26 protein-coding genes and 1 pseudogene are annotated in these 23,312 nt (G+C 42.1%); 26 read left to right on the forward strand and 1 reads right to left on the reverse strand.

Features of this window, described 5'->3' with window-relative positions; all coding sequences use genetic code 11:
- The first annotated feature begins 175 nt into the window (after positions 1-175).
- The 21 genes from BFM96_RS07330 to guaC all read left to right on the forward strand — a co-directional run bounded on the left by BFM96_RS07330 (position 176) and on the right by guaC (position 18,204).
- On the forward strand, positions 176-1,015 hold the full coding sequence (locus BFM96_RS07330) for a thymidylate synthase (protein ID WP_068992388.1): 840 nt from the start codon (positions 176-178) through the stop codon (positions 1,013-1,015).
- An 18-nt stretch (positions 1,016-1,033) separates the two neighbouring features.
- A complete protein-coding gene (locus BFM96_RS07335; protein WP_068992391.1) occupies positions 1,034-1,588 on the forward strand; it encodes a hypothetical protein in 555 nt (184 codons plus the stop codon).
- Between the two features lie 85 nt (positions 1,589-1,673).
- Positions 1,674-2,186 (forward strand): dihydrofolate reductase, encoded by a 513-nt coding sequence (locus tag BFM96_RS07340; protein ID WP_068992394.1) that lies wholly within the window; start codon positions 1,674-1,676, stop codon positions 2,184-2,186.
- Complete coding sequence (locus BFM96_RS11110; RefSeq protein ID WP_145939721.1) at positions 2,186-2,356, forward strand: hypothetical protein; 171 nt, start codon at positions 2,186-2,188, stop codon at positions 2,354-2,356. Before BFM96_RS07340 ends, BFM96_RS11110 begins: the two co-directional genes overlap by 1 nt.
- A gap of 39 nt (positions 2,357-2,395) precedes the next feature.
- On the forward strand, positions 2,396-3,628 hold the full coding sequence (gene clpX / locus BFM96_RS07345; RefSeq protein WP_068992396.1) for an ATP-dependent Clp protease ATP-binding subunit ClpX: 1,233 nt from the start codon (positions 2,396-2,398) through the stop codon (positions 3,626-3,628).
- A gap of 9 nt (positions 3,629-3,637) precedes the next feature.
- A complete protein-coding gene (gene yihA, locus BFM96_RS07350) occupies positions 3,638-4,225 on the forward strand; it encodes a ribosome biogenesis GTP-binding protein YihA/YsxC (protein WP_068992401.1) in 588 nt (195 codons plus the stop codon).
- Between the two features lie 64 nt (positions 4,226-4,289).
- Positions 4,290-5,573: a DUF2130 domain-containing protein gene (locus BFM96_RS07355; RefSeq protein ID WP_068994248.1), complete on the forward strand. Its 1,284-nt coding sequence runs from the start codon at positions 4,290-4,292 to the stop codon at positions 5,571-5,573.
- Positions 5,573-6,451 carry a tRNA pseudouridine(55) synthase TruB gene (gene truB / locus BFM96_RS07360; protein ID WP_068994250.1) on the forward strand — a complete coding sequence of 293 codons (879 nt, stop codon included), beginning with the start codon at positions 5,573-5,575 and terminating at the stop codon, positions 6,449-6,451. The genes BFM96_RS07355 and truB overlap by 1 nt, the downstream gene beginning before the upstream one ends.
- 22 nt (positions 6,452-6,473) lie before the next feature.
- The gene (locus BFM96_RS07365; RefSeq protein ID WP_068992403.1) at positions 6,474-7,394 is read left to right on the forward strand and encodes a bifunctional riboflavin kinase/FAD synthetase; all 921 of its coding nucleotides are present in this window, start codon (positions 6,474-6,476) and stop codon (positions 7,392-7,394) included.
- 107 nt (positions 7,395-7,501) lie between these two features.
- Positions 7,502-7,903 carry a Spx/MgsR family RNA polymerase-binding regulatory protein gene (locus BFM96_RS07370; RefSeq protein ID WP_068992406.1) on the forward strand — a complete coding sequence of 134 codons (402 nt, stop codon included), beginning with the start codon at positions 7,502-7,504 and terminating at the stop codon, positions 7,901-7,903.
- Positions 7,904-7,908: 5 nt separating this feature from the next.
- Complete coding sequence (locus BFM96_RS07375; protein ID WP_068992409.1) at positions 7,909-8,187, forward strand: UPF0223 family protein; 279 nt, start codon at positions 7,909-7,911, stop codon at positions 8,185-8,187.
- Positions 8,177-8,953, forward strand: coding sequence for an inositol monophosphatase family protein (locus BFM96_RS07380; protein WP_068992412.1), 777 nt, complete (start codon positions 8,177-8,179; stop codon positions 8,951-8,953). The genes BFM96_RS07375 and BFM96_RS07380 overlap by 11 nt, the downstream gene beginning before the upstream one ends.
- Positions 8,950-10,254 (forward strand): RsmF rRNA methyltransferase first C-terminal domain-containing protein, encoded by a 1,305-nt coding sequence (locus BFM96_RS07385; RefSeq protein ID WP_068992415.1) that lies wholly within the window; start codon positions 8,950-8,952, stop codon positions 10,252-10,254. The genes BFM96_RS07380 and BFM96_RS07385 overlap by 4 nt, the downstream gene beginning before the upstream one ends.
- Before the next feature lie 202 nt (positions 10,255-10,456).
- Complete coding sequence (locus BFM96_RS07390) at positions 10,457-11,296, forward strand: phosphate ABC transporter substrate-binding protein PstS family protein (RefSeq protein WP_068994253.1); 840 nt, start codon at positions 10,457-10,459, stop codon at positions 11,294-11,296.
- Positions 11,297-11,298: 2 nt separating this feature from the next.
- Positions 11,299-12,216 (forward strand): phosphate ABC transporter permease subunit PstC, encoded by a 918-nt coding sequence (gene pstC, locus BFM96_RS07395; protein ID WP_067089696.1) that lies wholly within the window; start codon positions 11,299-11,301, stop codon positions 12,214-12,216.
- Positions 12,206-13,093, forward strand: coding sequence for a phosphate ABC transporter permease PstA (gene pstA / locus BFM96_RS07400; RefSeq protein WP_068992417.1), 888 nt, complete (start codon positions 12,206-12,208; stop codon positions 13,091-13,093). Before pstC ends, pstA begins: the two co-directional genes overlap by 11 nt.
- A 15-nt stretch (positions 13,094-13,108) precedes the next feature.
- Positions 13,109-13,912: a phosphate ABC transporter ATP-binding protein PstB gene (gene pstB / locus BFM96_RS07405; protein ID WP_068992420.1), complete on the forward strand. Its 804-nt coding sequence runs from the start codon at positions 13,109-13,111 to the stop codon at positions 13,910-13,912.
- A 12-nt stretch (positions 13,913-13,924) separates the two neighbouring features.
- Complete coding sequence (pstB, locus tag BFM96_RS07410; RefSeq protein WP_068992423.1) at positions 13,925-14,683, forward strand: phosphate ABC transporter ATP-binding protein PstB; 759 nt, start codon at positions 13,925-13,927, stop codon at positions 14,681-14,683.
- Between the two features lie 10 nt (positions 14,684-14,693).
- A complete protein-coding gene (phoU, locus tag BFM96_RS07415) occupies positions 14,694-15,347 on the forward strand; it encodes a phosphate signaling complex protein PhoU (RefSeq protein ID WP_068994254.1) in 654 nt (217 codons plus the stop codon).
- A gap of 169 nt (positions 15,348-15,516) precedes the next feature.
- Positions 15,517-17,061 carry a ClC family H(+)/Cl(-) exchange transporter gene (locus BFM96_RS07420; RefSeq protein WP_068992426.1) on the forward strand — a complete coding sequence of 515 codons (1,545 nt, stop codon included), beginning with the start codon at positions 15,517-15,519 and terminating at the stop codon, positions 17,059-17,061.
- Between the two features lie 159 nt (positions 17,062-17,220).
- Positions 17,221-18,204 (forward strand): GMP reductase, encoded by a 984-nt coding sequence (gene guaC, locus BFM96_RS07425; RefSeq protein ID WP_068992429.1) that lies wholly within the window; start codon positions 17,221-17,223, stop codon positions 18,202-18,204.
- Positions 18,205-18,319: 115 nt separating this feature from the next.
- On the opposite strand, the gene BFM96_RS07430 is transcribed toward guaC, so the two are convergent.
- Entirely contained in the window at positions 18,320-18,724 is a 405-nt protein-coding gene (locus BFM96_RS07430; RefSeq protein ID WP_068992431.1) for a DUF6556 family protein, read from the reverse strand.
- 155 nt (positions 18,725-18,879) lie between these two features.
- Here BFM96_RS07430 and yycF point away from each other — a divergent pair, with 155 nt between their 5' ends.
- From yycF to rpiA, 5 genes and pseudogenes are all read left to right on the forward strand, one after another.
- Positions 18,880-19,581, forward strand: a complete 702-nt coding sequence (gene yycF, locus BFM96_RS07435; protein WP_068992434.1) for a response regulator YycF — start codon at positions 18,880-18,882, stop codon at positions 19,579-19,581.
- Positions 19,574-20,926, forward strand: a complete 1,353-nt coding sequence (vicK, locus tag BFM96_RS07440; protein ID WP_068992437.1) for a cell wall metabolism sensor histidine kinase VicK — start codon at positions 19,574-19,576, stop codon at positions 20,924-20,926. Before yycF ends, vicK begins: the two co-directional genes overlap by 8 nt.
- Positions 20,927-21,730, forward strand: coding sequence for an MBL fold metallo-hydrolase (locus tag BFM96_RS07445; protein ID WP_068992441.1), 804 nt, complete (start codon positions 20,927-20,929; stop codon positions 21,728-21,730).
- A gap of 427 nt (positions 21,731-22,157) precedes the next feature.
- Positions 22,158-22,394, forward strand: a pseudogene (locus BFM96_RS11545) (IS630 family transposase); the annotation flags it as partial.
- A 233-nt stretch (positions 22,395-22,627) separates the two neighbouring features.
- A complete protein-coding gene (rpiA, locus tag BFM96_RS07450; RefSeq protein WP_068992444.1) occupies positions 22,628-23,311 on the forward strand; it encodes a ribose-5-phosphate isomerase RpiA in 684 nt (227 codons plus the stop codon).
- The last annotated feature ends 1 nt before the right edge of the window (position 23,312 follow it).

Consider the following 23,312-nt stretch of genomic DNA (forward strand, 5'->3'; position numbering starts at 1 on the left):
CCTCTGCGGAGATTATAGGGCTTTTTGACTACATAAAAATGCTCCATAAGGCTTATAATGAAAAGTGCTTATGGCAAAGAATCCTAATCTTCAGAAGTCCTTGGTTTATCCGAGGATTTTTGTTTTTTTATAGTAGAAAATAGGCAAATGTTTTCAAAAATGATATACTAGAAGCATGACAAAAGCAGATCAAATTTTCAAAGAAAACATTCAAAAAATACTCAATGAGGGCGTCTTTTCAGAGAATGCTCGTCCACGTTATAAAGATGGAAATGTTGCAAATTCCAAATATATTACCGGCTCCTTTGCGGAATACGATTTGGCAAAGGGGGAGTTTCCCATTACCACCTTACGTCCCATTCCGATTAAGTCGGCTATTAAAGAAGTTTGCTGGATTTACCAAGATCAGACCAATAGCCTTTCGGTTTTGAATGACAAATACGGTGTGACCTATTGGAATGACTGGGAAGTTGGAACAACAAGAACGATTGGTGAGCGGTATGGTGCTGTTGTCAAAAAACACCAGATTATTGATAAAATTCTCAAACAATTAGCGGATAATCCCTGGAATCGTCGTAATATTATCTCACTTTGGGACTATGAAGCCTTTGAGGAGACAGACGGTCTCTTGCCTTGTGCCTTTCAGACCATGTTTGATGTCAGACGAGTTGACGGAGAGATATATTTGGATGCCACTCTGACCCAACGAAGTAATGATATGTTGGTAGCCCACCATATCAATGCCATGCAGTATGTGGCCCTCCAGATGATGATCGCGAAGCATTTCGGTTGGAAAGTTGGGAAATTTTTCTATTTCATCAATAATTTGCACATCTACGATAATCAATTTGAACAGGCCAAGGAGTTGCTCAATAGGGAGCCGAGTGATTGTCAGCCACGCTTAGTCTTGAATGTGCCAGATGGAACGAATTTTTACGATATCAAACCGGAAGATTTTGAATTAGTTGATTATCATCCAGTCAAACCACAGCTCAAGTTTGATTTAGCGATCTAACACCTGAAGGAGCCAGCTATGAGCAAACTATCTTTTTTCATCTTACTTGCTTATCTACTATATATTGGTGGCAAAACACTTGGTTTAAAAGAGCCTTGGCGAGTATTCATCCCGTACTGGGGCTTGGGCTGGTATTTGGGCTATTATGCAGGAAGAACAGACCAGACGCGAAGAATTCTAGCAAGGGTTGGAGGAGGATTTGCACTTATCTACCTTCTTATTTCTACCTATGCCTTGTGGTCTCTTTTCATCCTAACAAATAATCCCGATGATTATTTTAATGTGTTCTTTTTTCTGGCGAAATATCCATTTATTATCCTTCCCATTTTTATCGGTTTCTTCATTCTCAGTCTTACCCTTTTCCTCAGCGGGGCTTATCGCTTTATGAAGCTATTTAAAGGCCCTTCTACTAAAGAATTAGCTGTTTTGTTTCCTATAACAGTGCTACTTGACCTTGTCTTGCATTATTTATCAATTCGTCTGGGCTTTATTTTGCCGAGCTTAGTGCTGATTATTTATTGGGTGACAAGAGAGAAAGAGGGAAATTATTTTATTCTTTATGAGGACAAGTAGAAAAAATGAAAAGACACTCGTAGTTTACAAGTGCCTTTTTCTTCCTTTTTTGATAAAATAAGATGAGTAGGATAAAGGTGGAACTATGACGAAGAAAATTGTTGCCATTTGGGCGCAGGATGAGAAAGGATTGATTGGAAAAAATCAAACCCTTCCCTGGCATTTACCAGCTGATTTACAGCATTTTAAAGAAACAACCCTTCATCAAGCTATTCTGATGGGACGGGTAACCTTTGATGGCATGGGGAAAAGGCTCTTACCCAAACGTATCAGTTTGATTTTGACGAAGGATGAGCAGTATGAGGCAGGAGATGAACGAGCCTTGGTATTTCACTCGGTTGAGGATGTCCTTGCTTGGTATGAAAAGCAGGACTGTTCCTTGTATATCATTGGAGGAAGCCAGATTTTCACGGCTTTTGAAGCTGTGTTAGATGAGTTGGTGGTGACTGACATTCAGGAGCAGTTTGAGGGAGATACCTACTTTTCAACTTCGTTTGATTGGAATGCTTTTGAAGAGGTAGCAAGCAATTTTTATCCCAAGGATGAAAAAAATGCCTATGACTTTACTGTGAGACGCTGGCGCAGAAAGGAGCTGTAATGGAACGCAGTATTTTTGGATTTTTTACAGCTGTTTTGTGCGGGATTTGTGTGCTGACCGCCTTGCAGGCCCAAAAGAAAAGACGCTATGGGCTAGCCGTCCTCTTTTGGCTCAATGCCTTTACCAATCTTGTCAATAGCATCCATGCCTTTTATATGACCTTATTTTAATGAAAAAGTTTAGAAAATTACAAGAACTAGGAGTAAACAATGCCTACAAATAGGAAACAAGAGATGATGGTTTATTGCTCATTTTGTGGAAAAAGTCAGGAAGAAGTTCCCAAAATTATTGCAGGAAATAATGCCTTTATCTGTAACGAATGTGTCGAGTTAGCTCAGGAAATTATCCGTGAAGAATTGGCAGAAGAAGTCTTGGCAGACTTGTCTGTGGTGCCAAAACCACAAGAATTGCTCAATATTTTGAACCATTATGTTATCGGGCAAGACCGTGCGAAACGTGCCTTGGCAGTAGCGGTTTATAACCATTACAAACGGATCAATTTCCATGATAATCGTGACAGCGAAGAGGAAGTGGATTTGCAAAAGTCAAACATTCTTATGATTGGCCCGACTGGTTCAGGAAAGACATTTCTAGCGCAAACCTTGGCTAAGAGTTTGAATGTTCCTTTCGCTATTGCGGACGCAACAGCCTTGACAGAAGCTGGTTATGTGGGGGAAGATGTTGAAAATATCCTCTTGAAACTTTTGCAAGCAGCAGATTTCAATATTGAGCGTGCCGAGCGTGGCATCATCTATGTTGATGAAATTGATAAAATCGCAAAGAAAAGTGAAAATGTTTCTATCACCCGAGATGTCTCTGGTGAGGGTGTCCAACAAGCCCTTCTCAAAATCATTGAAGGGACAGTGGCGAGCGTTCCACCACAGGGTGGACGTAAGCATCCGCAGCAAGAAATGATTCAGGTGGATACGAAGAATATTCTCTTTATTGTCGGCGGTGCTTTCGACGGCATTGAAGAAATCGTGAAACAGCGTCTGGGCGAAAAAGTTATTGGATTTGGTCAGAATAATCGAGCAATCGCTGAAAATGGCTCTTATATGCAGGAAATCATTGCCGAAGATATTCAAAAATTCGGTATTATTCCTGAGTTAATCGGTCGATTGCCTGTCTTTGCTGCCCTAGAGCAGTTGACGGTAGAGGATTTGGTTCGAATTTTAAGTGAGCCGAGAAATGCCTTAGTTAAACAATACCAAGCCCTCTTGTCCTTTGATGATGTTCAATTGGAATTTGATGACGAGGCTCTTCGGGAAATTGCTCAAAAAGCCTTGGAGCAAAAAACAGGAGCACGTGGCCTTCGTTCCATTATCGAGGAAACCATGTTAGATGTTATGTTTGAAGTTCCAAGTCAAGAAAATGTCAAGCTGGTTCGCATTACCAAGGAAGCTGTAGAAGGCAAGAGCAAGCCAATTTTGGAAACGGCTTAAGGGGTAAACATGGAAATCAATACACATAATGCAGAGATTTTGCTGAGTGCGGCCAACAAATCTCACTATCCTCAAGATGACATTCCAGAGATTGCCCTAGCAGGTCGTTCCAATGTTGGAAAATCAAGTTTCATCAACACTCTTTTAAATCGAAAAAATCTAGCTCGGACCTCTGGGAAACCTGGGAAAACGCAGCTCTTGAATTTCTTTAACATTGATGACAAACTTCGTTTTGTTGATGTGCCGGGATATGGTTATGCAAAAGTGTCAAAGGCAGAGCGTGCCAAATGGGGCAAGATGATCGAGGAGTACTTGACCAGTCGTGAAAATTTACGGGCAGTGGTCAGTCTTGTCGATTTGCGGCATGACCCCAGTAGCGATGATGTGCAGATGTATGACTTTTTAAAATATTATGAAATTCCTGTCATTGTAGTCGCGACAAAGGCAGATAAGATTCCGCGTGGAAAGTGGAATAAGCACGAGTCTGCCATCAAGAAAAAATTGGATTTTGACAAGGGAGATGATTTTATTGTCTTTTCCTCTGTTGATAAGTCCGGTCTTGATGATGCTTGGGATGCGATTTTATCGAAAATCTAGCTATCAAACAGGAAAAGGGTTTGGGGCGCTGTCCCAGCCTTTTCTTCTACACAGAAAGGATGCCATGAATAATATTACATGCCCCCATTGTGGGACGGCTTTTACAGTCAATGAAACCCAGTACAGCCAGCTTTTAGCCCAGGTACGGACGGAGGAATTTTCCAAGGAAATCCACGAGCGTTTAGAGCAAGAACGACAGTTAACCGAGCAGCAATTCAAGCAAAAAAGTCAGGAACAACTGTCCCTAAAAGAGCAGGAAATCATCCAACTCCAACATCGAATTGACCAATTTCAGTTGGAAAAAGATGTTTTAAAAGGGAATTTAGAAAAGGATTTCACTCAAGTCTTAACCCAAAAAGAGCAAGAGGTCAAGGAGTTGCAGCATGCACTTTCACGTTTGGAATTAGAAGAAGAGAGCCGCTTGAAAGAGCAAGTGTATGTGCTGGAAAAAGAACGTGATGAGGCAAAGACCCAGCTTCTTTTGCAGGAAAAAGAGGCAGAATTAGCCCAGAACTCTCTCAAAGAACGTTATGAAATAGAACTCCGGCAAAAAGAAGAAACGATTGAATTCTACAAGGATTTCAAGGCTAAACAATCGACTAAAATGATTGGAGAGAGCTTGGAACAACACTGCGAGTATGAGTTTAACAAGCACCGCATGTCCATGTTTCCTCGTGCAGAATTTTCCAAGGACAATGACGCTCGGACAGGCAGCAAGGGCGATTATATTTACCGCGAATACGATGAAAACGGGGTTGAAATTCTCTCGATTATGTTTGAAATGAAAAATGAAGGCGATGAAACGGCAACCAAGAAAAAGAATGAGCATTTTTTAAAGGAATTAGACAAGGATCGCCGAGAAAAGTCGTGTGAGTATGCGATTTTGGTGAGCCTTCTTGAGTCCGATAGTGAGCTGTATAATTCTGGTATTGTCGATGTTTCTTATGTATATGAAAAGATGTATGTCATCCGACCCCAGTTTTTCCTACCGATGATTACCCTTTTGCGGAATGCCGCTATGAATGCCTTGACCTATAAGCAGGAATTGGCACTCGTACGTGAGCAAAATATTGATATTACGCATTTTGAAGAAGATTTGGAAATCTTTAAGAATGCTTTTGCCAAAAATTACCAGTCGGCGAGTAACAATTTCCAAAAGGCGATTGAGGAGATTGATAAGGCCATTAAGCGGATGGAAGCGGTCAAGGCAGCCCTAACGACCAGTGAAAATCAACTGCGTCTCGCCAATAATAAATTAGAAGATGTGTCAGTCAAAAAGCTAACCCGAAAGAATCCGACTATGAAAGCCAAATTTAAAGCCCTGAAAGAAGAGACTGGAGCGAGATGATGAATGGAATTATAAATGTTAAAAAAGAAGCCGGAATGACTTCGCATGATGTAGTTTTTAAACTGCGAAAAATCTTGCAAACCAAGAAAATCGGCCACGGTGGAACGCTAGATCCTGACGTGGTAGGTGTGTTGCCGATTGCAGTGGGAAAAGCAACGCGTTTGGTTGAGTATATGCAGGAAGAAGGCAAGACCTATGAGGGTGAGATTACACTTGGATTTTCGACGACAACTGAAGACGCAAGTGGGGAGATTGTGACAGAAACGCGGCTATCAGAGCCTCTATCAGAAGAGGTTATTGATACGGCCATGCAGACATTTGTAGGAACTATCAAGCAGACTCCTCCTATGTATTCCGCAGTCAAGGTCAATGGTCGAAAGTTATATGAGTACGCAAGGGCAGGTGAAATCATCGAACGTCCAGAACGAGAGGTAACCATTGATGCATTTGAGAGAACCAGTCCTCTCTTTTTTCAAGACGGGCTCTTGTCCTTTCAATTTCGGGTGGTTTGTAGCAAAGGCACCTATATCCGCACCTTGTCGGTAGATTTGGGAGAAAAATTAGGCTATGCGAGCCACATGTCTGCACTCACACGGACCTCTTCTGCCGGTATGCATTTGGAAGATAGTTTGACCTTGGCTGAAATTGCTGAGAAAGTAGCAGCAGATGACCTATCCTTTTTGCAACCTCTAGAATTAGGAATTGGAGACTTGAAAGTACTAGAGTTGACCAGTGAGCAAGAGGAGGAAGTCCGATTTGGACGCTTCATTTCTTTAGCAGTTGAGGACGAGCAGGTGGCAGGATTTCACGAGGGGAAATTAATCGCTATCTTGGAAAAACGAGAGGCAGTTTACAAGCCTAAAAAAGTCTTTCAGTGAGATTTTATGATAAAATAGAACTATGAAAACGATATATATTACCAATCAGGAAGATATAGAACAGCGTGAGGACACTGTCCTCGTCTTGGGATATTTTGATGGTCTTCATAAAGGGCATCAGGCCTTGTTTGAAGCGGCCAGAAAAATAGCGACAGCCCAACAGTTGAAAATAGCTGTCCTAACCTTTCCAGAGTCCCCTAAGATTCCATTTGTCCGCTATCAAGAAGATTTATTGTCCCACTTAGCAAATCCTGATGAGCGAGAGGAAGCTTTTGCAGCCATAGGAGTGGATTTTCTTTACTTGATAGATTTTAGTAGCCGTTTTGCACATCATACAGGTCAAGAATTTGTGGAGCAATACATCAAGGCTCTGAAGGCAAAGGTTATTGTGGCAGGATTTGACTATCATTTTGGTCGCGATAAACAATCAGCTAAGGATTTGCAAGGCTATACCTCTGCTGAAGTCATCATTGTGCCATCTGTCGAGAAGGCAGGAGAAAAGATTAGTTCGACACGGATTAAACAGGCAATTACGAAAGGAGATGTGAAGGTAGCCTACGAGTTGTTAGGGCGTCCATTAACGACCCATGGTTTGGTGGTTCATGGGGATGCACGAGGCCGAACCTTGGGCTATCCGACGGCTAATCTAGCTCCTTTGGATAGGGTTATTCTGCCTCAAGAGGGGGTATATGTCGTGGATGTTGCCTATCAAGGTCATATTTATCGCGGCATGGCTAGTATTGGCAAGAATGTGACCTTTAATGGCAATGAATTACGCTTGGAAGTGCATTTATTTGACTTTTCAGGAAATATGTATGGTGATAAAGTGACCATTTACTGGCTAGATCGCCTACGGGATATGATTAAATTCTCTAGCTTGAAGAATTTAATGGTGCAATTAAAACAAGACGAAGCAGCTGCACGACGTTGGACGCTTGACTAGGGGATGAATCCTCTTAAAATCTCTGAAAAAATCACGAAAATGTCTAGTCGGATGCCTGATAATTTGGTATAATAAGAATAGGTCTAAATAAATAAGAAGAGAAATACATGATTACACTATTTTTATCACCAAGTTGCACTAGCTGTAGAAAAGCGCGTGCTTGGTTACTCAATCATGATGTTCCTTTTCAGGAACACAATATTATGACGAGTCCCCTTTCACGAGATGAATTACAGCATATCCTTTCTTTAACAGAAAATGGTACAGATGACATTATTTCAACTCGTTCAAAGATTTTTCAAAAATTAAATGTAGATGTTGAAAATATGTCTATATCCGAATTGATTCGTTTGATTGGAGAAAATCCAAGTCTTTTACGACGCCCGATTATTCTCGACGGCAAACGGATGCAAATCGGTTTTAATGAAGATGAGATTCGAGCGTTTTTGCCACGTGGCTACCGCCAGCAGGAATTACGCGATGCAACCTTACGAGCAGAGATTGAATAAGGAATATGAATAAGAACTATCAATACCCACTAGATTTATCGTGGAGCACTGAAGAGCTTGCTTCAGTGCTTTCTTTTTTATCCCAAGTTGAAAAAGCCTACGAATCAAAGGTTTTGGCACAAGACGTGCTAGAAGCCTATAAGGTCTTTAAAACAGTTGTCCCAAGCAAAGGGGAAGAAAAACGGATTGGACGCGAATTTGAGGCTGCCAGTGGCTACTCGCTTTACCGGACTGTTGAAGCCGCAAAAAAACAGGAGAAAGGAATGATTTCTCTTGGAAATTAAGTTCGCATTTGCAAAAACGATTATTTACGAGGCAGCAGCCTACATCCGTGAACGCCTAGATGAGCCGATTGTGATTGCTACAAAATCAGGGCCGACAGATCTCGTGACCCAGCTGGACGAAGAAGTCCAAGACCAGCTTGTACAGAAGATTCTAGCATCGTATCCAGAAGATAAGATTTTTGCGGAGGAAAAGGGGCTTCGTCATCCTATTTTTGATGGTCAGGTTTGGGTGATTGATCCCATTGATGGAACCAATAATTTTATTGCCCAACAGACGGATTTTGCTATTATGCTTGCCTATTTTGAAAATGGCGTTGGCCAGTTTGGCTTTATCTATGATGTGATGCGAGATGAGCTTTACCACGGTGGAGGGCAGTTTGATGTTTACTGTAATGAGCAGAAATTAGCTGGTTATCGCGATAGGTCCTTGCAGCAATCTCTGATTTCTATCAGCGCTGGTTTCTTTCAGAGTGAGTCGATTGATATTTTGCCTCTTGTGCACCAATCTTTGGGAACCCGTCTTTATGGTAGTGCAGGGATTAGTTTTGCAAAGGTTTTATCGGGTCGCTTGCTCTTGTATGTGTCCTCGATTTTTCCTTGGGATTATGCAGCTGCTAGTATTTTAGCGGAAAAATTAGGCTATCAGGTCTTGACTATCGATGGGCAAATCCCAGATTTTCAAACGCGTCAGGATGTGATGATTGCTCCTATAGAAAAAATGGGAGAAATTACTTCTTATATCGTCAAAAAGGAGGGAGTTAGATGAAGTTTCCAAAAGGATTTCAAGAAAAATATGAGCAACTTTTGGGAGAGGAGGCTAGCTCTTTTTTTATGAGCTTTGAGAAAGAAGCTGTTGCAGGTTTTAGGACCAATCCCTTAAAAGAAGTCCAACAAACCTTTGAACAGTCAATTCCTTCAATGCCTTGGTCTTATTATGGAAAGGTGAATGGGAAATCTCCAGAGCATGTGTCTGGTCTCTTATATTCACAGGAACCAGCAGCACAAGTGGTGGGACAGGTAGCCGCTCCTCAAGAGGGCATGAAGGTCTTGGATTTAGCTGCTGCACCTGGAGGAAAATCAACCCATCTCTTATCTTATTTGGGCAATACAGGCCTTCTTGTCAGCAATGAAATTTCAAAAAAACGCTCGAAAATCCTAGTCGAAAATATTGAACGATTTGGAGCCCGCAATGTCCTGGTGACCAATGAATCAGCAGAGCGCTTGGCTAAGGTTTTTGGGGGATATTTTGATATGATTGTCTTAGATGCCCCGTGCTCAGGTGAGGGGATGTTTCGAAAAGACCCTGCTGCCATGGATTATTGGACGTCTACTTATCCAAGTGAATGTGCTATGCTACAACGAGATATTTTGACAGATGCCATTAAGATGTTAGCCCCAAACGGTGTTCTTATTTATTCAACCTGTACCTGGTCGCCAGAAGAAAATGAAGAGATTGTCCAGTGGTTGATCGAAGAGCATGATGCGATTCTTGAAGAAGTGCCCTTTATCAATGGAATGGTGAAAGGAATCGGAATGCCTCAAGTAGCCCGCATGTATCCTCACCATTTTATGGGAGAAGGTCAGTTTGTTGCGCGACTTCGGTTTTCTGGTAATAGTAAAAACCAAAAAAGAAAAGGAAGTCGGAGTAATTTAACGGCCGAACAACAGCAATTGTGGAAGGAGTTTTCAGATAAACACTTGCAAACGGTACTGACGGGGATTTTGCAAACCTTTGGTGAGCAGCTCTATCTATTGCCGGAGGAGCTTCCGGATCTTTCCAAGCTAAAAATTGCACGAAATGGCTTGCATCTGGGAACCTTTAAAAAGAAACGTTTTGAGCCAAGCTTTGCCTTGGGCTTGGCCTTACAACCAAGAGAAGTAATATCTAAGATAGAATTAACGGAGGAACAGTTTTATCGCTATGCAGCAGGTGAGACGATCAACGTAGATCCACTTTTTCCAAACGGCTGGTACCAAGTCTTAGCTGCAGGAAACGGCTTAGGATTTGCGAAAGTCAGTCAAGGCATTCTGAAAAATTATTTCCCTAAGGGTCTCCGTTTTCGTTGATACTGGCGAAAAATACTAATGTTATTATATTTTTTCGAGAGGTATTTGATTCTACTCCTTGATTTTTCAGGGACTTTCGTAGAAAAATCTTTTCAAATATTCTGACTTATGATATAGTGAAAATAGGAAAGCTTTTGAGAGCATTTCCCACTTATTCTAAAGGAGATAAAGATTGAAAAAACAACACAAAATTCTCTCTTCTATGCTGATTGCAGCTCTGGGATTGAGTTTGTCTGCCTGTGCTTCGTGGATTGACCGTGGAGAATCCATTACAGCAGTGGGATCGACCGCTCTTCAGCCCTTAGTTGAAGCAGCCGCTGATGAATTTAGCATTGAAAATAAGGGCAAAACGGTGAATGTCCAAGGTGGTGGGTCTGGTACAGGCCTGTCTCAAGTTCAGTCAGGTGCTGTTCAGATTGGAAATAGTGATGTCTTTGCTGAAGAAAAATCAGGAATTGATGCGAGCCAGTTGGTCGATTACCAAGTAGCTGTTGCAGGTATTGCTGTCATCGTGAATAAGGACGTCAACGTCAAGGATATTAGCCTTAATCAGCTCAAGAAGATTTTTACAGGTGACATTAAAAACTGGAAAGAACTAGGTGGAAAAGATTTAGAGATTTCCATTATTAACCGGGCAGTCGGTTCTGGTTCACGGGCAACCTTTGATACGGTTGTGATGAAAGGGGAAGAAGCAGCACAGAGTCTAGAACAAGACTCAAACGGAATGGTCAAATCAATCGTTTCCCAGACTCCGGGGGCGATTTCCTATCTTGCCTTTTCCTATATCGATAACTCAGTAAAGACAATTCAGTTGAATGGTTTTGAACCTACAATGGACAATGTTGTTACCAATGATTGGCCAATCTGGTCTTATGAACACATGTATACCAAGGGTGAAGCGACTGGCCTTGAAAAGGAATTTCTAGACTATGTCATGTCTGAAAAAATTCAAAAAGGAATTGTCGTTGATATGGGTTATATTTCAGTCAATGATATGAAAGTAACTAAGAGCGCAGACGGTACAGTGAAGGAGAAGAAGTAAGCATGAAAAATGAAAAACTTGCCAAAGAATTGCTGTCCCCTTCTAAAAATTCTCGCTTAGAGAAATTTGGAAAGAGCATTACCTTTCTTTGCCTAGCCTTGATTGTATTCATCGTAGCGATGATTTTACTCTTTGTTGCCCAAAGAGGTTTGTCGACCTTCTTTGTGAATGGTGTCAACATCTTTGAATTTCTATTTGGAACCGTTTGGAAACCAGCCATTAAGTCCTTCGGTGCTTTTCCAATGATTGCTGGCTCCTTTATTGTGACGATTTTATCTGCCCTTATTGCAACACCTTTTGCAATTGGAGCAGCCGTATTTATGACTGAGGTATCGCCGAAATATGGTGCCAAGATTTTGCAACCAGTTATCGAACTCTTGGTTGGGATTCCATCCGTTGTCTATGGATTTATTGGCCTTCAGGTTGTTGTACCTTTTGTCCGCTCGATTTTCGGTGGGACAGGTTTTGGTATTTTATCAGGGGTTTTTGTCCTCTTTGTTATGATTTTGCCAACGGTAACCTTTATGACGGTTGATAGCTTGAAAGCAGTGCCACGTCATTACCGTGAAGCAAGTCTTGCCATGGGAGCTACTCGTTGGCAAACAATTTGGCGTGTGACCTTACATGCAGCCAAGTCTGGTATTTTTACTGCGGTTGTCTTTGGAATGGCTCGTGCCTTTGGTGAAGCCCTTGCAATTCAAATGGTCGTAGGAAATTCAGCAGTTGTACCGACTTCTTTAACAACACCAGCTGCAACTCTAACATCTGTTTTAACCATGGGAATTGGAAATACGGTTATGGGCACTGTCCAAAATAATGTTCTCTGGTCATTGGCTCTCGTTCTATTATTGATGAGTTTAGTCTTTAACTTGATTATGAAATTTATTACAAGAGAGAGGAAGAGAAACTATGCACGCTAAAAAAGTTGATAAATTAGCGACAGGGATTTTGTACTCGATAGCGATTATTATCGTTGCCATTTTAGCTTCCCTCATTTTGTATATCTTGCTCCGAGGTCTTCCTCATGTGAGTTGGTCTTTCCTAACTGGGAAATCTTCTTCCTATCAAGCAGGTGGAGGAATTGGCATTCAGCTCTATAATTCCTTCTTCCTATTAGTGATTACGCTCTTGATTTCTGTTCCACTTTCAATGGGTGCAGGAATTTATCTGGCAGAATATGCGAAAAAGGGTCGCTTGACCAATTTTATCCGTACCTGTATTGAAATTTTGTCTTCTCTTCCCTCTGTGGTTGTTGGTCTCTTTGGTTATTTGATTTTTGTTGTCCAATTTCAATACGGCTTTTCTATCTTATCAGGTGCCTTAGCTTTGACGGTCTTTAATCTGCCACAAATGACGCGCAATGTCGAAGATAGTTTGCGCCATGTTCACCATACGCAGCGCGAAGCTGGTCTAGCTCTTGGTATTTCACGTTGGGAAACAGTATTTCACGTTGTCATCCCTGAAGCACTTCCAGGAATTGTAACCGGAATTGTCCTTGCTTCTGGTCGTATTTTTGGGGAAGCTGCGGCTCTTATCTACACCGCAGGTCAATCAGCGCCAGCCCTTGATTGGTCAAACTGGAATCCTTTGAGTGTTACCAGTCCGATTTCGATTTTCCGTCAGTCAGAAACGCTGGCAGTTCACATCTGGAAGGTTAATAGTGAAGGAACGATTCCAGATGCAACGCAGGTTTCAGCTGGTAGTGCAGCTATTCTCTTGATTTTCATTTTGATTTTCAACGTATCTGCACGTTATATCGGTAAAAAATTGCATGCAAAATTAACATCTGCAACCTAGAGTAGAGGAGAAAAAATGGCAGAATACAATTGGAATGAAAAGCATATCATCACCTTTCCTCAGGAGAAGATTGCCTTAGAAACCAAGGATTTACATGTCTATTATGGTAGTAAGGAATCGATTAAGGGTGTCGATATGCAGTTTGAAAAACATAAAATTACAGCCCTCATCGGCCCGTCTGGCTCTGGGAAATCAACCTATCTTCGTAGTTTGAACCGTATGAATGATACCATTGATATTGCTAAGGTTACAGGAGAAATTCTCTATGAAGGTGTGGATGTGAACCACCCTGAAATCAATGTCTACGAAATGCGTAAGCACATTGGAATGGTTTTCCAGCGTCCCAATCCCTTTGCTAAATCCATTTACCGCAATATCACCTTTGCGCATGAACGTGCGGGTGTCAAAGATAAAAAAGTCTTGGATGAGATTGTGGAGACTTCGCTCAAACAAGCCGCTCTCTGGGATCAAGTCAAAGATGATTTACATAAGTCAGCCTTGACATTATCAGGAGGACAGCAACAACGCTTGTGTATCGCTCGTGCTATCGCAGTGAAACCAGAAATTCTCCTCATGGATGAGCCTGCTTCAGCACTTGATCCGATTGCCACTATGCAGTTGGAAGAAACCATGTTCGAATTGAAAAAGAACTATACGATTATCATTGTGACTCACAACATGCAACAAGCAGCACGCGCCAGTGATTACACAGCCTTCTTTTATTTGGGAGATTTGATTGAGTATGATAAAACAGCCAATATCTTCCAAAATGCCAAATTACAATCAACAAACGACTACGTGTCAGGACACTTTGGATAGAAAGGAACTTTGATGACAGCACCGATTTTACAAGTTAAAGACTTGTCTGTTTATTACAATAAGAAAAAGGCCTTGAACGATGTTTCCATTGATTTTTATCCAAATGAGATTACAGCCCTGATTGGTCCTTCTGGTTCTGGAAAATCAACGCTCTTACGTTCAATTAACCGTATGGGGGATTTGAATCCAGAGGTGACCTTGACAGGAGCCATTACCTACAATGGACATAATATTTACAGTCCTCGTACGGATACAGTTGATTTGCGAAAAGAGATTGGAATGGTATTCCAACAGCCCAATCCTTTCCCAATGACCATTTATGAAAATGTGGTCTATGGCTTGCGCATTAATGGAGTGAAAGACAAGCATATTTTAGACGAGGCTGTTGAGACTTCCTTGATGGGGGCTTCCATTTGGGATGAGGTCAAGGACCGCTTGCATGATTCTGCCATTGGCTTATCGGGTGGACAGCAGCAGCGGGTCTGTGTAGCACGGGTTCTTGCAACGAGCCCTAAAATCATCTTGCTGGACGAACCAACATCCGCCCTTGATCCTATCTCAGCTGGAAAGATTGAAGAAACCTTGTATGGTTTGAAGGACAAGTACACCATGGTCTTGGTCACACGTTCCATGCAGCAGGCGTCACGGATTTCTGATCGAACTGGGTTTTTCCTAGGTGGCGATTTAATCGAATACAATACGACCAAGGAAGTCTTCTTGAATCCTCGCAATAAAGAAACAGAAGAATACATCACAGGAAAATTTGGATAAGGGGAAAGATATGTTACGGACACAATTTGAAGAAGAATTAGAAAAACTAGACAATCAATTCTACGCGATGGGAAATGAAGTTCTTGGACAAATCAATCGTACGGTGCGAGCTTTTGTGTCGCATGATCGTGAGTTGGCACAAGAAGTCATTGCTGATGATACAGATGTTAATGAGTACGAAATGAAATTAGAGAAAAAATCACTCGAAATCATCGCTCTTCAACAGCCGGTTTCGCAAGATTTGCGAACGGTCATTACCATTTTAAAAGCCAGTAGCGATTTGGAGCGGATGGGAGACCATGCGGTGTCAATTGCCAAGGCGACTATTCGTATGAAGGGAGAAATGCGAATCAAGTCCGTTGAAGAGGCGATTAGCAAAATGGGGCGTGAGGTGAAGAACTTTGTCGAAGAAACACTCAACCTCTACCTAAATGGCAATGCCGACCAAGCTTACGAAGTAGCCATGATGGATGAAACAATCAATGAGTATTTCGATCAAATCCGAGATTTAGCCACCGAGGAAATCAAGGCAAATCCAGAATTGGTGATTACAGGCCGTGATTATTTCGAAGTCATTTCCTATTTGGAACGGATTGGCGATTATGCAAAAAATATCTGCGAATGGGTTGTCTATTTTGAGACAGGAAAAATCGTTGAAATGTAAAGAAGAGAGCTGGGATAATACCGGCTCTCTTTTATGGAGTATTACAATACGAGGCTGTTTTCAGGGTATTCCTTGACTATCTGTTACCAACGGCATGAAATGCTGAAATTTTCTCGAAAAGTCTGCTGGATTGTGGTAGAATAGAACTAGAAAATATGAGGAGAATGATATGAAAAGTGGTGTATCCAATAGTAAGAAAGAGTTTGCCTTTCTCTCCAGCTCGATTATCGGTCAAGTCGTTAGGGGGATTTTGGTTGGCCTAGTAGTCGGAGGTGTCGTCGGTTCCTTTCGTTTGTTGATTGAAAAAGGATTTCATATTGTCCAAGGTTTGTATTTGAACATTCCCTCAAATCCTATTTTCTTTGGAGGTATTCTTGGACTTTATGCAGGCTTGATTTTCCTTGCAAAGGTTCTCCTACAAAGTGAAAAAGATATTAAGGGATCTGGAATTCCTCAGATTGAGGCAGAGCTCAAGGGCTTGATGTCTTCAGATTGGTGGAGTGTCCTTTGGAAGAAATATGTGTTAGGAGTGGTGTCCATCGCTAGCGGTTTGATGTTGGGAAGAGAAGGCCCCAGTATTCAATTAGGGGCTATGACTGGAAAAGGTGTGGCAAAACAGCTACAGCTAAGTCCTGTTGAAGAACGCTCCTTAATTGCTAGCGGGGCAGCAGCAGGCTTAGCAGCAGCCTTCAATGCGCCGATTGCAGGCTTATTATTTGTAGTAGAAGAAATCTATCATCACTTTTCTCGATTTTTTTGGGTTTCGACTTTAGCAGCGAGTTTAACAGCAAATGTTGTGTCCCTCTGGATATTTGGTTTGGATCCTGTCCTAGATATGCCGGATAATCTTCCAGCCTTATCCTTGGGGCAATACTGGCTGTTAATCGGCTTTGGGCTTTTCTTAGGCTTGGCTGGGTTCATTTATGAGAAAGTCATTTTAAGAATTGGAGATGCCTATGCCTGGATAGGGGCAAAGTTCCACCTTTCTGCTCATTTCTATCCTGCTGTGGCTTCTTTGTTGATTGTACCAATTGGAATACTGGCTCCTCAACTGTTGGGTGGCGGTCACCAGCTGATTTTATCCTTGACGAGCCAATCCTATCTAGTGTCAACTTTGCTATTGTACGTAATTCTGCGTTTTGTGTGGAGCATGGTGAGTTATGGAAGTGGTCTGCCAGGAGGGATTTTCCTGCCCATGCTCACCTTAGGAGCATTACTAGGCGCTATCTTTGGTTCTTTATTTTTTACAATGGGTGTTATTTCGCAGCAACAAATTCCTATTTTTATCATTTTAGGAATGAGCGGTTATTTCGGAGCGATTTCCAAGGCACCTTTGACAGCTATGATTTTAGTCACGGAAATGGTAGGAGACATCCGCAATCTCATGCCGCTTGGTTTGGTCACCTTGGTAGCCTATATTGTAATGGATTTACTAAAAGGGACACCGATTTATGAGGCTATGCTTGAAAAAATGTTGCCTGAACAGGTGGACGAGAGTGGGGAGACGACCTTAATCGAAATCCCTGTGTCTGAGAAAATAGCTGGAAAACAGGTCCACGAATTAGACCTACCGAGGGATATCCTGATTACCATGCAAATTCATCAAGGAAAATCTCAGACAGTTAATGGCAGTACCCATCTTTATTTGGGAGATATGATTTGCTTAGTTATTCCGAAATCTCAGATTGGAGCAGTGAAAGATTTGTTATTGTAGAGAGGGAGACCTCTCTATTTTTTCCGAACTTTATTTTAAAAAGATTGATAAAATTTTACAAAAACTGGACTTTGTGTTATAATTCATAAGGAAACGTCAAGAAAGGCGTAGCGATGCAAGATAGCATAGGTAGGTCATTTTATCTAAAGGAGAGCTGAGATGCTTAACGAATTCCCTATTTTTGACTATGAAGACATTCAATTGATTCCAAATAAATGTATTATTAAGAGCCGTGCAGAGGCAGATACTCGGGTGACTTTGGGCAACCATACCTTTAAATTACCGGTTGTACCTGCAAACATGCAGACTATTATTGATGAAAATGTAGCAGAGCAACTGGCAAAAGATGGTTATTTTTATATCATGCACCGTTTTGATGAGGCTGGACGACTTCCCTTTATCAAGCGTATGCATGAACAGGGCTTGATTGCTTCTATCTCAGTTGGGGTGAAAGAATACGAGTATGAGTTTGTGACCCAGTTGAAAGATGATGCACCAGAATACATTACCATTGATATTGCTCATGGTCATGCCGATAGTGTGATTCGAATGATTCAACATATCAAAAAAGAATTACCTGATACTTTTGTCATTGCAGGAAATGTTGGAACACCTGAGGCAGTTCGTGAATTGGAAAATGCAGGAGCAGATGCGACCAAGGTTGGAATTGGCCCAGGGAAAGTATGTATCACTAAGGTCAAGACTGGCTTCGGTACGGGTGGATGGCAATTAGCAGCCCTACGCTGGTGTGCCAAAGCTGCGCGCAAGCCGATTATTGCAGACGGGGGTATTCGTACCCATGGTGATATTGCCAAATCTATTCGTTTTGGGGCAAGCATGGTCATGATTGGCTCACTCTTTGCTGGTCACATTGAAAGCCCAGGAAAAACGGTCGAAGTAGATGGTGAACAATTCAAGGAATACTACGGTTCTGCGTCTGAATACCAAAAAGGAGCGTATAAGAACGTAGAAGGTAAGAAAATTTTGTTGCCAGCTAAAGGACATTTGAAAGATACCTTAATTGAAATGGAACAAGATTTGCAAAGCTCCATTTCTTATGCAGGTGGCAAAGATATTTCGAGCTTGAAACATGTGGATTATGTCATCGTGAAAAATTCGATTTGGAATGGCGATGCCCATTAATGATGAATCGTATTTGAAGATAAAAAAGCTGGGAAATTTGGATCGATCCCCAAAAGTTAGACAAAAATCTAACGATAGGGAGGTCGGTACAAATTTCCCAGCTTTTTGCAGCTATTTACTCATTTGTGCTTGGGGACGTTTCGATGGATGGTGTGGTTATTTCTGGGGTCGAGACAACAGCTGTTTCACTAGAGCTAGGAAGACTGCTAGCTTCTGTCTCACTCACAGAGCTTTCCGATGGCAAGGTCGTCCCTTGCTCTTGCGTCTCTAAAGTTGGAGTAGACACTTCTTTTTCGATTTCTCGGATAACTGTTTGTTGTTCAATTTTTGGCTCCGAATCACTCTTTTCCTTGTCTTTATTCAAGGCATTATGAATCGTGATGGAGGCTGTAATCAAGCTCAGAATACTACCGATGAGTGCAATCGTTTTTTGAAGTGTGGTAAATCCTTGAGCAATATCTTGTTTTTTGGGGAGTAGATGTGTTTCAGACTTTTTTTGTTTACGAGAGTAATGATCCATGTAAATTCTAATCTCCTTTCCTTTCTATTATACCTTCTTTTTTTGAAAATGTCTTTATTAATCTTTAATCTTGCAAAAGATGAAACTTGCCTATAGCACTTAGTAGCGGCAATTTTCATTTTTTGCTATAATGGTTAACAAAGAAGGTGAAAGACATGAAAAAAATATTAGTTGTAGATGATGAAAAGCCCATTTCAGATATTATCAAGTTTAACATGGTCAAGGAAGGCTATGAAGTACTGACGGCTTTCAATGGTCGTGAGGCCCTGGAGATGTTTGAGGCAGAGCGTCCTGACATTTTGATTTTGGACTTGATGTTGCCAGAGATTGATGGATTAGAGGTCGCAAAGACCATCCGCAAAACCAGCAATGTTCCGATTATTGTCCTATCTGCCAAGGATAGTGAGTTTGACAAGGTCATCGGACTTGAGATTGGGGCGGATGATTATGTGACCAAACCTTTTTCCAATCGGGAGTTGCAAGCGCGTGTCAAGGCTATTTTGCGTCGTGCGGAGCTGGCCCCTGAAAATCAAGACGCCCAAGCTGAGCAGACCGAGATTACCATCGGCAAGCTTCAAATTCTAAAAGATGCTTTTGTTGCGAAAAAACTAGGCAAGGAATTGGAATTAACTCATCGTGAATTTGAGCTCTTGCTCCACTTAGCTACGCATGTAGGTCAAGTGATGACACGAGAGCATTTGCTCGAGACTGTCTGGGGCTATGATTATTTTGGAGATGTGCGGACGGTGGATGTGACCATTCGTCGCTTGAGAGAAAAAATTGAAGACGTCCCAAGCCGACCAGAATATATCTTAACGCGTCGTGGTGTGGGCTATTACATGAGAAATAATGATTGAAACCATTAAAAGTTTTATAGTATCTAAGGATTTTATCTTTGTCCTGCTTATTTTGGGTTTTGTTCTGGTGATTGCTCTGTTAACCTTGGAGAATCGCAGGGATAATTTAAGAATTCGAGAGCTCAACCAAAAGGTCAAGGATTTGATTGCAGGAGATTACTCTGAAGTGCTTGACATGCAGGGTGGGCCTGAGATTACGGACATTACCAATAGTTTAAATGACCTCTCTGAGGTCATTCGTTTGACCCATGAAAATCTTGAGCAGGAAAGTAAGCGGCTAAACAGTATCTTATCTTACATGACAGACGGGGTGCTTGCGACCAATCGTAGGGGCAAAATTATCATGATCAATGACATGGCAGCACGTCAGCTAGGGGTCAAAAAGGAAGAAGCTGAAAATCTCAACATTTTACAGCTCCTAGGCATTGAAGAAGAGTACGAGCTGCGCGATTTGATTACCAAGGTTCCAGATGTGACCATTGATTCGCAGGATGAAAATGGAGAATACTTGAGTTTGCGAGTGCGGTTTGCTCTGATTCGTAGGGAATCTGGCTTTATTTCTGGCTTGGTGGCTGTTCTACACGATACGACCGAGCAGGAAAAGGAAGAGCGAGAGCGACGACTCTTTGTCTCGAATGTCAGCCACGAGCTGCGTACCCCCTTGACTAGTGTCAAGTCCTATCTAGAAGCACTGGATGAGGGAGCACTGAGTGAGCCTGTGGCACCTGATTTTATCAAGGTATCGCTCGATGAGACCAATCGCATGATGCGGATGATTTCAGACTTACTCAATCTATCCCGCATTGACAATGCGGCCACCCAGATGGATATTGAGCTGACCAACTTTACGGCCTTTATCACCTTTATCCTCAATCGCTTTGATAAGATGAGGGGACAGGATGCGAATAAGAAATATGAGCTGGTTCGCAATTATCCGATTAACTCGGTCTGGGTGGAGATTGATACGGACAAGATGACCCAAGTCATCGATAATCTCTTGAACAATGCTATTAAATACTCACCAGATGGAGGGAAGATTACCGTTAGCATGAAAACGACCGAAACCCAGATGATTGTCTCCATCTCAGATGAAGGCTTGGGAATTCCAAAGGCAGATTTGCCCAAGATTTTTGACCGCTTTTACCGAGTGGATAAGGCGAGAAGTCGGGAGCAAGGGGGGACTGGTCTGGGTCTTGCTATCGCAAAGGAAATCGTCAAACAGCACAATGGCTTCATCTGGGCCAAAAGCCAGTACGGCGAAGGATCGACCTTTACCATTGTCCTGCCTTATGACAAGGATGCGGTGAAAGAAGAGGACTGGGACGAGGAAGAAATAGAAGGATAGATGAGTAGTAAAGGATTTAAGTATAGTATTTTAGCTTCTGGCTCCAGTGGAAATTGCTTCTATCTGGAGACTGATCAGAAGAAAATTTTAGTAGATGCAGGTCTCTCGGGCAAGAAAATCACCAGTCTCCTCGGAGAGATTGGGCGTAAGCCCGAGGATTTGGATGCGATTTTGGTCACCCATGAGCATAAGGACCATATCCACGGGGTAGGAGTCTTGGCCCGCAAGTACCATCTGGATATCTATGCCAATGAGGAGACTTGGCAAGCTATGGACACAGCTTTGGGCAAGATTGATGTCAGCCAAAAGCATATCTTTGAAATGGGCAAGACCAAGACCTTTGGGGACTTGGATATCGAAAGTTTTGGGGTCAGCCATGACGCGGTAGCACCTCAGTTTTATCGCTTTATGAAGGATGATAAGAGCTTTGTTATGCTGACGGATACGGGCTATGTGAGTGACCGCATGGCGGGCATTATCGAAAATGCCGATGGCTATCTAATCGAGTCCAATCACGATATCGAAATCCTGCGAAGTGGGGCCTATCCATGGAGCCTCAAGCAGCGGATCCTCTCAGACAAAGGTCATCTATCCAATGAGGACGGGGCGGAGACCATGATTCGCACCTTGGGCAATCGCACTAAAAAAATCTATCTAGGCCACCTCAGTAAGGAAAATAATATCAAGGAGTTGGCTCACATGACCATGGTCCATCAGCTGGCACGGGCAGATCTTGGGGTCGGTGTGGATTTTCAGGTCTATGATACCTCGCCAGACACGGCAACGCCTTTGACAGACATCTGAGCGAATAAGTACTCCTCACGAGGATTTAAGATAAAAGGCTCTCTTGCAGCTGCAGGAGAGCTTTTTATCTAGCAAGATGCCAAATAAGAGAAAAAATTCTTGAACTTGAAGATCATCCAGATGCTTATTGCTACTCAGGTACTTTTAAAAATAGCTACTTTATATAAGCCTGTTTATTTTTATATAAAATGAAGTAGGCTAAGTAAGTCAAATAGGATGATGTTTTAGCAGATGAAAAGTACAGTGATAAAAAAGAGGTAGGAAACATCTAAGAAAGCCTGAAAAATGCTAACTTTGATTTTCATTGAGTATAAACTGAAATAGCTGCCGAATTTTTGGATCATCCAACCGTTATTTACTGTGTCCTCAAGGCTATGGGGTGCACTCGAAAAAGTAGCTCAATTTCTCGCATCCTTTAGAGCAAACGAATGTCTCTGGAAGACGCTGCTAGAAAGTGTCTTTGGGTGCGGATTTGCTACATGGAAAGCTAATAGCTCCAATGACACTTACGAAGAGTGACTTTTTGAATGCTGGTTTCAGAAATTCTTGTTACCGATGTTAGATGCACCATCGGTCATTAGGATAGATAATAATAGATTTCCATGGAATGGGGAGGATAGAAGACCTATGTGAAGGGAAAGGTTACAAATTTTTATCTCTTCCTATTCCCAAAAACGCAGGCATGTACATATTTTCCTTCTGAAGATGATTGAAGAAACAGCATAGAACTAAAAAGAAGGGAGAACCTTCTTTTTTAGCTGATTAGAAGATAAAATCCAGATTTTTCTGTCGAACGTCAATCCAACATTGAAGTTTTTCGCAAGATGTGTCATAATAGTAATGATGGGTGGTGAAAACGTTCTATTAAGAATGGAACCATCGTTGAAAGGAGCCAATATGGAAAATTTAAAGCAGATGGCTGGCGTTAAAGCTGCAGAATATGTGACAGATGGCATGGTGGTCGGTCTTGGCACAGGTTCGACTGCTTATTATTTTGTGGAAGAAATTGGGCGTAGGATCCGTGAGGAAGGCTTGTCTATCACAGCGGTAACGACTTCCAGTGTCACGACCCAGCAGGCGCAAGGCCTAGGCATTCCTCTGAAATCTATCGATCAGGTGGAGAACGTGGATGTGACCGTTGATGGAGCTGATGAGGTCGATCCCCACTTTAATGGAATTAAAGGCGGAGGGGGTGCTCTTCTCATGGAGAAAGTTGTAGCTATTCCAACCAAGCACTACATTTGGGTGGTGGATGAAAGCAAGCTCGTAGAGCATTTGGGAGCTTTTAAGCTTCCAGTCGAAGTGGTGCAATACGGGGCAGAGCAGGTCTTTCGTCGTTTTGAGAGAGCAGGCTATCGGCCTAGTTTCCGCAAGAAAGAAGGCCAGCGTCTCGTGACAGATATGCAAAACTTTATCATTGACCTTGACTTGAAAAAGATTGATGATCCCCTAGCCTTGGCTGAGGAATTAGATAGCATGGTTGGCGTGGTCGAGCACGGTCTCTTTAACGGTCTAGTGCAGACGGTCATTGTGGCTGGGCAAAAAGGTTTAGAAATTTTAGAAAAGAAGATTGGAGAATAAA

Origin of the sequence: Streptococcus himalayensis, assembly GCF_001708305.1 — a bacterium.
Taxonomy (GTDB): Bacteria; Bacillota; Bacilli; order Lactobacillales; family Streptococcaceae; genus Streptococcus; species Streptococcus himalayensis.

What these genes read in the sequence shown, in the direction of transcription:
- BFM96_RS07330 (WP_068992388.1), top strand. Translation starts at nt 176, where the DNA reads ATGACAAAAGCAGATCAAATTTTCAAAGAAAACATTCAAAAAATACTC.
- BFM96_RS07335 (WP_068992391.1), top strand. Translation starts at nt 1,034, where the DNA reads ATGAGCAAACTATCTTTTTTCATCTTACTTGCTTATCTACTATATATT.
- BFM96_RS07340 (WP_068992394.1), top strand. Translation starts at nt 1,674, where the DNA reads ATGACGAAGAAAATTGTTGCCATTTGGGCGCAGGATGAGAAAGGATTG.
- BFM96_RS11110 (WP_145939721.1), top strand. Translation starts at nt 2,186, where the DNA reads ATGGAACGCAGTATTTTTGGATTTTTTACAGCTGTTTTGTGCGGGATT.
- clpX (WP_068992396.1), top strand. Translation starts at nt 2,396, where the DNA reads ATGCCTACAAATAGGAAACAAGAGATGATGGTTTATTGCTCATTTTGT.
- yihA (WP_068992401.1), top strand. Translation starts at nt 3,638, where the DNA reads ATGGAAATCAATACACATAATGCAGAGATTTTGCTGAGTGCGGCCAAC.
- BFM96_RS07355 (WP_068994248.1), top strand. Translation starts at nt 4,290, where the DNA reads ATGAATAATATTACATGCCCCCATTGTGGGACGGCTTTTACAGTCAAT.
- truB (WP_068994250.1), top strand. Translation starts at nt 5,573, where the DNA reads ATGAATGGAATTATAAATGTTAAAAAAGAAGCCGGAATGACTTCGCAT.
- BFM96_RS07365 (WP_068992403.1), top strand. Translation starts at nt 6,474, where the DNA reads ATGAAAACGATATATATTACCAATCAGGAAGATATAGAACAGCGTGAG.
- BFM96_RS07370 (WP_068992406.1), top strand. Translation starts at nt 7,502, where the DNA reads ATGATTACACTATTTTTATCACCAAGTTGCACTAGCTGTAGAAAAGCG.
- BFM96_RS07375 (WP_068992409.1), top strand. Translation starts at nt 7,909, where the DNA reads ATGAATAAGAACTATCAATACCCACTAGATTTATCGTGGAGCACTGAA.
- BFM96_RS07385 (WP_068992415.1), top strand. Translation starts at nt 8,950, where the DNA reads ATGAAGTTTCCAAAAGGATTTCAAGAAAAATATGAGCAACTTTTGGGA.
- BFM96_RS07390 (WP_068994253.1), top strand. Translation starts at nt 10,457, where the DNA reads ATGCTGATTGCAGCTCTGGGATTGAGTTTGTCTGCCTGTGCTTCGTGG.
- pstC (WP_067089696.1), top strand. Translation starts at nt 11,299, where the DNA reads ATGAAAAATGAAAAACTTGCCAAAGAATTGCTGTCCCCTTCTAAAAAT.
- pstA (WP_068992417.1), top strand. Translation starts at nt 12,206, where the DNA reads ATGCACGCTAAAAAAGTTGATAAATTAGCGACAGGGATTTTGTACTCG.
- pstB (WP_068992420.1), top strand. Translation starts at nt 13,109, where the DNA reads ATGGCAGAATACAATTGGAATGAAAAGCATATCATCACCTTTCCTCAG.
- pstB (WP_068992423.1), top strand. Translation starts at nt 13,925, where the DNA reads ATGACAGCACCGATTTTACAAGTTAAAGACTTGTCTGTTTATTACAAT.
- phoU (WP_068994254.1), top strand. Translation starts at nt 14,694, where the DNA reads ATGTTACGGACACAATTTGAAGAAGAATTAGAAAAACTAGACAATCAA.
- BFM96_RS07420 (WP_068992426.1), top strand. Translation starts at nt 15,517, where the DNA reads ATGAAAAGTGGTGTATCCAATAGTAAGAAAGAGTTTGCCTTTCTCTCC.
- guaC (WP_068992429.1), top strand. Translation starts at nt 17,221, where the DNA reads ATGCTTAACGAATTCCCTATTTTTGACTATGAAGACATTCAATTGATT.
- BFM96_RS07430 (WP_068992431.1), bottom strand. Translation starts at nt 18,724, where the DNA reads ATGGATCATTACTCTCGTAAACAAAAAAAGTCTGAAACACATCTACTC.
- yycF (WP_068992434.1), top strand. Translation starts at nt 18,880, where the DNA reads ATGAAAAAAATATTAGTTGTAGATGATGAAAAGCCCATTTCAGATATT.
- vicK (WP_068992437.1), top strand. Translation starts at nt 19,574, where the DNA reads ATGATTGAAACCATTAAAAGTTTTATAGTATCTAAGGATTTTATCTTT.
- BFM96_RS07445 (WP_068992441.1), top strand. Translation starts at nt 20,927, where the DNA reads ATGAGTAGTAAAGGATTTAAGTATAGTATTTTAGCTTCTGGCTCCAGT.
- rpiA (WP_068992444.1), top strand. Translation starts at nt 22,628, where the DNA reads ATGGAAAATTTAAAGCAGATGGCTGGCGTTAAAGCTGCAGAATATGTG.